5 protein-coding genes and 1 pseudogene are annotated in these 6,855 nt (G+C 67.0%); 3 read left to right on the plus strand and 3 right to left on the minus strand.

The features are described 5' to 3' along the window. Positions 1-655 precede the first annotated feature (655 nt). A pseudogene (locus sphsw_RS18840) lies at positions 656-802 on the plus strand (formate/nitrite transporter family protein); the annotation flags it as partial. Between the two features lie 60 nt (positions 803-862). Here sphsw_RS18840 and sphsw_RS09285 read toward each other — a convergent pair. After that, positions 863-1,837, minus strand: coding sequence for a glutathione S-transferase family protein (locus tag sphsw_RS09285; RefSeq protein ID WP_031440364.1), 975 nt, complete (start codon positions 1,835-1,837; stop codon positions 863-865). A gap of 268 nt (positions 1,838-2,105) precedes the next feature. Here sphsw_RS09285 and sphsw_RS09290 point away from each other — a divergent pair, with 268 nt between their 5' ends. Both sphsw_RS09290 and sphsw_RS09295 read left to right on the plus strand, forming a co-directional pair. Further along, positions 2,106-3,182 (plus strand): SGNH/GDSL hydrolase family protein, encoded by a 1,077-nt coding sequence (locus sphsw_RS09290; protein ID WP_235188342.1) that lies wholly within the window; start codon positions 2,106-2,108, stop codon positions 3,180-3,182. Positions 3,183-3,254: 72 nt separating this feature from the next. Then, complete coding sequence (locus sphsw_RS09295; RefSeq protein WP_031440366.1) at positions 3,255-4,295, plus strand: cupin-like domain-containing protein; 1,041 nt, start codon at positions 3,255-3,257, stop codon at positions 4,293-4,295. Positions 4,296-4,298: 3 nt separating this feature from the next. Here the strand turns inward: sphsw_RS09295 and sphsw_RS09300 are convergent, their stop codons facing one another. Together sphsw_RS09300 and sphsw_RS09305 are read right to left on the minus strand one after the other, a co-directional pair. Continuing rightward, complete coding sequence (locus tag sphsw_RS09300; protein WP_031440367.1) at positions 4,299-6,041, minus strand: glycoside hydrolase family 9 protein; 1,743 nt, start codon at positions 6,039-6,041, stop codon at positions 4,299-4,301. After that, positions 6,041-6,855 (minus strand): tryptophan 7-halogenase (locus sphsw_RS09305; RefSeq protein WP_031440368.1); only part of this gene is annotated, 815 nt, incomplete at its 5' end. The genes sphsw_RS09305 and sphsw_RS09300, both read right to left, overlap by 1 nt.

Below are 6,855 nucleotides of genomic sequence, written 5' to 3' on the forward strand. Positions count from 1 at the left end.
CCCGCCGCCTGGCAGGAGTGAATCACGCCTTCCTCGTCGTCGCAAGCACGCGTTTTTCAACAGTCTCGACCGGTTGTGGCACCCGCAGCGACTTATGCTCTTTCCCGTTCCTCGACGATGGCTCCATGATTTGAAAATCCTGCATCGCGACCGCTGTGATCACGGAAAGATCCGATGACAGGGAACCTCGGCATGCCTCTCACGTATGTTGGTTAACGAATATATTGTGGGATTGGGACGAGGGGTCGATGACTGAGACTGGAAGAGTTGCCTATCATCGCGACCGGGCTGAGCAAGAACGAAGGCGCGCGAGCGAAGCAATCGATGACCGCAGCAAGAATGTTCATATCGAACTGGCCCTGGCCCATGGAAAAGCGGTCGTTCTTGGCGGGCATCGTCTTCGCGCAGCACACGACCGGTGATGCGGGCCGAAGAGGTTTGACGGTATTCCCTCTCGGACGCTCGCGCAGAGAGCGCTGATCATGCGGCGACCGAGAGCCCGCCCGAACGGGATGCCGGTGTTTGCCCAGGTTCCCCTTCCGAGGACACGCGATCGTAACACGAGATCAGGTAGAGAATGCTGTCTAGCCCATCGCATCGGAATAGGTGTCGATCCGACGCGGCATGAACGATCGGCGACGCTGCAGCCGCGACGATGGATTCGAAGCTCGACGAGCCTGCGCTCGCGACGCTGACATCGGGTGTCCTGGCGAACATGCTGGTCTGTCTGACCGTATGGATGGCGATGTCCGCCAGAACGCTGTCGGGCAAGGTCGCCGTGATCATAAGCCCCGTCGCCATCTTCGTCGCCGCGGGCGTCGAGCATTTCATCGCCAACATGTCACTGCTGCCAATCGGCTGGTCAGGTGAGCGTCTGATCGCCTCCCGCGGTGAGGTGAGCCCAAGGGAGGGCAGGACCGACGGGCACGATTCCGCAAGGGTTGAGGTCGCGGTGGCTGGCGTAGTAATGCGTCTTGATGTGATCGAGATGCACCGTCGCGGCGATGCGCGGATCTGCCAGCATCCGTGCGACGTAAGCGTCCAACGCCGGATAGTCGGAGATGCGGCGCACGTTGCACTTGAAATGGAAGTGATAGACCGCATCGAAGCGCACCAGTGTGGTGAAGAGCCGGATATCGGCCTCCGTCATCGCCTCGCCCACCAGCCAGTCGCTGCCGGACAGCCTCTCTTCCAGCCAGTCGAGCGATTCGAACAGCGGGCGCACCGCCGCCTCGTACGCGTCCTGCGTCGTGGCGAAGCCGGCCTTGTACACGCCGTTGTTCACCGTGTCGTAGACACGGTCGTTTACCTCATCGATCTGCCGGCGCTGGGCATGAGGATAGAGGTCCGGTCCGGATCCGGCGAACGCCGCGAGCATCCGGATGATGTCCGCCGATTCGTTCGACACGATCGTGTCGGTCTCGCGATCCCACAGGACGGGTACGGTGACCTTGCCGGAATAGTCCGGCCTGGCGCGGGCGTACAACTGCCACAGGAACTCGGCGTCGTGCAGCGGATCGCCACTGCCGCCGCGGCTCGTGCCGAAGGTCCAGCCATTGTCCAGCATGACAGGATCGACCACCGAGACGCCGATCGCATCCTCCAGTCCGTGCAGCGCGCGCACGATCAGCGTCCGGTGTGCCAAGGGGCAGGCATAGCTGACATAGAGGTGATACCGACCGGGCGTCGCCGGATGGCCGGGCTGTCCGTCTTGGCCGGGGCTCCCCACCGGGGTCAGCCAGTCGCGAAAGCCCGCATCCTGCCGTTCGAACGCGCCGCCCTTGCTGTCTTCCGTCACCTTGCCCGCGTGCCACGCGCCGTCGATCATTCTACCCATGTCATCCCTCCGTCGAAATCGGACCTCAAGCAAGATCCGCCACCGTTTCCCCTCACGAACGACCAAAGGCTCTTTTTGTCCCATGCGATGCCTCTGGCGGCGGGTTCGGGACTGGTCGCCCCGGCTCAGGCAACAGCGGCCGCAGGTCGACGGTCGCGTCCACCACGCCGGTCGCCGGGTCGTCGCGAAAGGGATAGGAGGTGCAGGAGCGGTAGGAGGTTCTTGAATGGCAACGCATGGTCGGATGGCAGGAATGGCGGCTGGGTTGATGATCCTTGCGGCGGCGGTCGAGGCTGCCGCACAGCCTCGCGTCGAGCGCCTGACAGAGAGGCCTGTCGCGCTGACGCTGTTGCCGGCCACAATGCACGGCCGTTTCGAGCGGAAAGGCGCCGGCTTTGTTCGCCAGTGGCCGGGCAGTTATGCCGAGACGGCGTTTCGGGGCTCGGCGGTATCGTTCGACGTGGGGCCAGGCGAGGTGGCACTTCACGTATTCGTCGATGGGCGCAGGATCACGACGCTCGTCAAGCCAGTCCTCGGCCTGTACCGCGTCGCCGGGATGCCCGCCGGCCGCCACGTGTTGCGCATCGAGGTCGCTTCAGAAAGTCAGTCCGGTCCGACCGGCATCGGGCCGTTCTTTGCCGAGCGGGGGACTGTCGGAGCGAGGTTGGAGCAGCGCGCGCGGCAGATCGAGTTCGTCGGCGACTCGCATAGCGTCGGCTATGGTGTGACGTCGTCCAAACGCGAATGTACCCAGGACGAGGTCTGGGCGACGACAGATACGTCGCGCGGCTTTGGCGCGTTGCTCGCACGCCGCTACGGCGCGGATTACGCGGTCAATGCGATCTCCGGGCGCGGGGTTGTGCGCAACTATGGCGGGTTCGCGGCCGACACGCTGCCCGAAGCCTATCCCTTTACCCTGTTCGATCATCGATCCCGCGCCAACGCGCCCGGCTGGCATCCGCAGGTGGTTATCGTCTCGCTCGGCACCAACGATTTCACCACACCGCTTCACGCCGGCGAAACATGGGCGAGCCGCGACGCGCTCCACGACGATTACGAACGACGCTATGTGCGCTTCGTGCAAGCGCTCCACGCGCGCGATCCACGCGCACAGATCGTGCTGTGGGCCACGGACATGGCCAATGGCGAGATCCAGGCGGAGGTGGCCAAGGTTGCCGCGACCTTGCGCAGATCCGGCGCGCCGTGGCTCACCTATGTTCCGGTCAACGGCCTTTCCTTCACCGGGTGCCACTCGCACCCCTCGCTCGCGGATCAGACCGTGATTGCCGACCGGATCGCGGCGGTGATCGACGCGCGCGTCGCGGGATGGGCGCGGCGACCCTGATCGATGGCCAGCCGGTTCGTCGGGCCGGCAAACGCAATAGGGCGCGGCGCATTATCCTGCTATCGCAGGAGGATGACGATATCGCATCCTGCCCCCACCGATGCCCGTGTCGAGGAACGCGCCGCAGTCGACGCCGCGACCTTTGCCGCCGAGATCGCTTTGCGCGACGCGCCGATCGTGTTGCGCGGCCAGGTCGCGCACTGGGCCAGCGTCCGGGCTGCGGCGGGTGGCGATCGCGCGACGGCGGCGTATCTGACTGGGCTCGGCGATGGCGGCAAGCCGATGGAGGTGCTGATCGGCGGCCCGGCGTTCGGTGGCAAATTCTTCTATCGCGGCGATAATCTGGAAGGGTTCAACTTTCACCGCGAAAAGGCGCCGCTCAACGTGTTGCTGAGCGAATTGCTGCGCCTGTCGGACGTCCCCGAAGCCGAACGGCACATCCTCTATGCGAACGCAGCGACCGCGCCCGAGCATCTGCCGGGGTGGGCGGCGGCGAACCCGCTCGATCTGCCGATGGGCGGGGCGACGCCGCGGTTGTGGATCGGCAACGGATCACAGACCGCGACGCATTATGACGGGTCGACCAATCTCGCCTGCGTGGTCGCTGGCGAGCGGCGGTTCACGCTGTTTCCCCCCGATCAGGTCGGCAATCTCTATCTGGGGCCGCTCGACCGGACGCTGGCGGGGCCGCCTTCGAGCATGGTCGATCCGCTCGCGCCCGATCTGAAGCAGTATCCGCGCTATGCCGAGGCGCTCGGCCACGCGGTGGTGGCCGATCTGGGGCCGGGCGATGCGATCTTCATCCCGGCGATCTGGTGGCATCACGTCCAGGCGTTCGGGACGCTCAACGTGCTGTGCAACTATTGGCGCGCCTATGATTCGAGCGTGTCGGCGTTCCATGCGGTGGTGCACGCGATGATGGCGGTGCGCGACCTGCCCGCGGCGGAGAAGGCGGGCTGGCGCGCGTGGTTCGAGCATTATGTGTTCGCCGACGAGGCGGCGGCGGCGGGCGATCATCTGCCCGCGCCCGCGCGCGGCGTGCTCGGGCCGGCCAGCCAGGACCGGACCGAGCGGATGCGCGGCTATCTGCTCAAATCGCTCCAGCGCCGCTGAGCGTCAGTCGCTGTCGAGATAGGCGGCGACCCAGACGAGCGGCGCGTTCCAGTTGATCGCCACCTCGTTCAGCGCATAGGCGTTGATGTCGTCCGTCCAGCAGCGTTGCGGCGCGCACCGGCCTTTCAGTTTCACGGCGACCGGATCGACCATCGCGCTGTTGTTGGGGCCGCCCGACACCACCCCCGGCGGCGGCGGTGGCGAAGATGCCGACAGCTGATGCGCCCAGAACCGGTGATGCGGGTTGGTCAGCGGCTTCCACCCGGTCCCCGAGACATAGGATTGGCCCAGCGGATTGCGACCGAGGATATAATCGGCCGCATCGACGACGCCGGCGCGGTAGCGCGCATCGCCGGTGAAACGCTGTGCGAGGCCAAGCAGCATCGCGCGGTTGAGGATGCTGGAATTCGAGCCCCAATTATAGGTCTGCGACGCGTAGGGGATGCGGTAGCCGGTGTGCGTGGTTTCGGCGAGGAAGCCGTCGGCGGCCGCGACGATCGCCGCACGTGCGCTATCGCGGATCGTCGCGGGAACGCCGCTTGCGGTCGCGAGCGTGATCATGCCGAGTGGTGCGACGCTGGCCCAGCCGGGTTCGCCGGTCGCGCCGGTCGGCAGCGCTGCGCGGTAGGCGGTATCGCCGGTCGTCGCGAACAGCTCGGCTGCAGCCCAGGCGCGTTCGTCGTCGAGCGTCTCGTCGCCATAGCCGCCGCTGCCGGTGAAGCCCTGCGCCGCGAAGATCGCGGGGTTGCGCTGCGCGGCGGTCCAGGCGGCGCGCGCGGCGGCAAGGCACCGCGCGGCAAAGGCGGGATCGATCGGCTGCCACAGCCGCGCGGCCTGCGCTGCAACCGCGGCAAGATTCAGCGTTGCCGCGGTCGAGGGCGGGTAGAGGAGCCGCGGTTCCTTGTCGTCGGCGGGCGCGGTCGGCAATGTCGTCCAGCGCGCGTCGGCAACCTTGTGATGCGCCATGCCGCCCGCGTCGACCGGCGTAAGTGCAAGCCGGCCCGAGCGATCATGCGGCCCGACGGGGAGTGCGACGCGGGTGCCTGTGGGGACCTGCATCCGCAGCATCCACTCGACCTCCCACCGCGCTTCGTCGAGCAGGTCGTCGCGGCGGTTGCCGGCTTCCGGCAGCCGCGCCTGACCATCGGCGAACACGCGACGCGCAAGCCCGGTTTCGTAGAGATTCTGCAGCGTCCACACCGCGATGCCGCCGTTGACGACATATTTGCCATGGTCGCCTGCGTCGTACCAGCCGCCGGTGACGTCGAGCGTATAGGGGCAGCCGGACCAGACATTGCCCTTCTCGTCCGCGCCCGAAAAACAGGCGGCGACCTCGCGCGGGTGTCCGGCCGCGCGCGCCCAGCGGGCACCGGCCCAGCGCGCGTTGATCGGCGTGCCGGCGCGCTGCTGGTAGAAGAAGTTGAGCGCGTCCAGCGCGAGTGGGGCGTAGACGTCGCGGCCGACGCGGAAACGGCCGCTTTCGGTCCCGTCGACGCGCAGCTGGTAGTTGCCCGGGCGGGTGAGCGCGGTGAAGCGCGCGACATGGACATGATCGCCCGACGCCGCGTCGTCACCGCCGACGCTGGTGCGTCCCGCCAGCACGGTCTTGCCGGCGTCGTCGACCACGACCCAGTCGAGCGGCCGCGTCGCGTGATCGGCGACGATCGCAAGCTTGGGGTCTTCGGGACGGAAGCCGAGCTGGTTGAGGTTGATGACGGCCGCGGCAAGGAAGAGGGCGATGGGCATCAGATTGTCCTGTCCTGGCCCAACCGTGCCAGCGCGTCGGCATGGGGGGGCATGTGCGTCAGCGAGGTGGCGACGACGCGTTCGATCTGAGCGAGCCGCTTTGCCGCGATGGCGATCGGCAGCGCGTCGCAGATTGGGTCATGGCCGGTCACGGGTGCGTCCTGTCCGGTCAGCAGAGCAAGCCAGCTGACCTCGTTGAACAGCTCGTCCGCTTCGCGGAAAATGCGTCCGCCGGCGCGGAACAGCGCGAGCTTTTCGGCGAGGCCATCCGGGATCGGCGCCGCCGCGCGCTCGCGCCAGAAGGGTTCGGTACGGGCATTGAGGCGATAATGCGCGACGAGGAAATCGCGGATCCGGACGAACTCGCCGGTCATCGTGCGATTATATCGGTCGACGATCGCCGGGGCAGGGGGACCGCCCGCCGGAAGCATTCGCAACAGATGCTGAAGCCCGCTCTGCACCAGATGAATGCTGGTTGATTCCAGTGGCTCCATGAACCCCGCCGCGAGGCCGAGCGCGATGCAGTTGCCGCTCCAGAACCGGGTGCGGTGCCCGGTGGCGAAGCGGATCACGCGCGGGTCGGCCAGTGTCTCACCCTCCAGCCCTGCGAGCAGCGTCGCGGTCGCTTCGTCCTCGCTGCAGTGGCGGCTGGAAAAGACATGCCCGTTGCCGGTGCGATGCTGCAGCGGGATACGCCAGCGCCAGCCGGCGGGTTCCGCGATCGCCCGCGTGAGCGCGAGCGGCGCGGCGTCGGCGGCCGACGGGACCGCGACCGCACGATCGCACGGCAGCCATTGTGACCAGTCGGTCCAGC

The sequence above is a fragment of the Sphingomonas sp. FUKUSWIS1 genome (assembly GCF_000733135.1).
GTDB lineage: Bacteria > Pseudomonadota > Alphaproteobacteria > Sphingomonadales > Sphingomonadaceae > Sphingomonas > Sphingomonas aerolata.

Coding starts and splice junctions, on each gene's coding strand:
- sphsw_RS09285 (WP_031440364.1), bottom strand. CDS start 1,837: ATGGGTAGAATGATCGACGGCGCGTGGCACGCGGGCAAGGTGACGGAA.
- sphsw_RS09290 (WP_235188342.1), top strand. CDS start 2,106: ATGATCCTTGCGGCGGCGGTCGAGGCTGCCGCACAGCCTCGCGTCGAG.
- sphsw_RS09295 (WP_031440366.1), top strand. CDS start 3,255: ATGACGATATCGCATCCTGCCCCCACCGATGCCCGTGTCGAGGAACGC.
- sphsw_RS09300 (WP_031440367.1), bottom strand. CDS start 6,041: ATGCCCATCGCCCTCTTCCTTGCCGCGGCCGTCATCAACCTCAACCAG.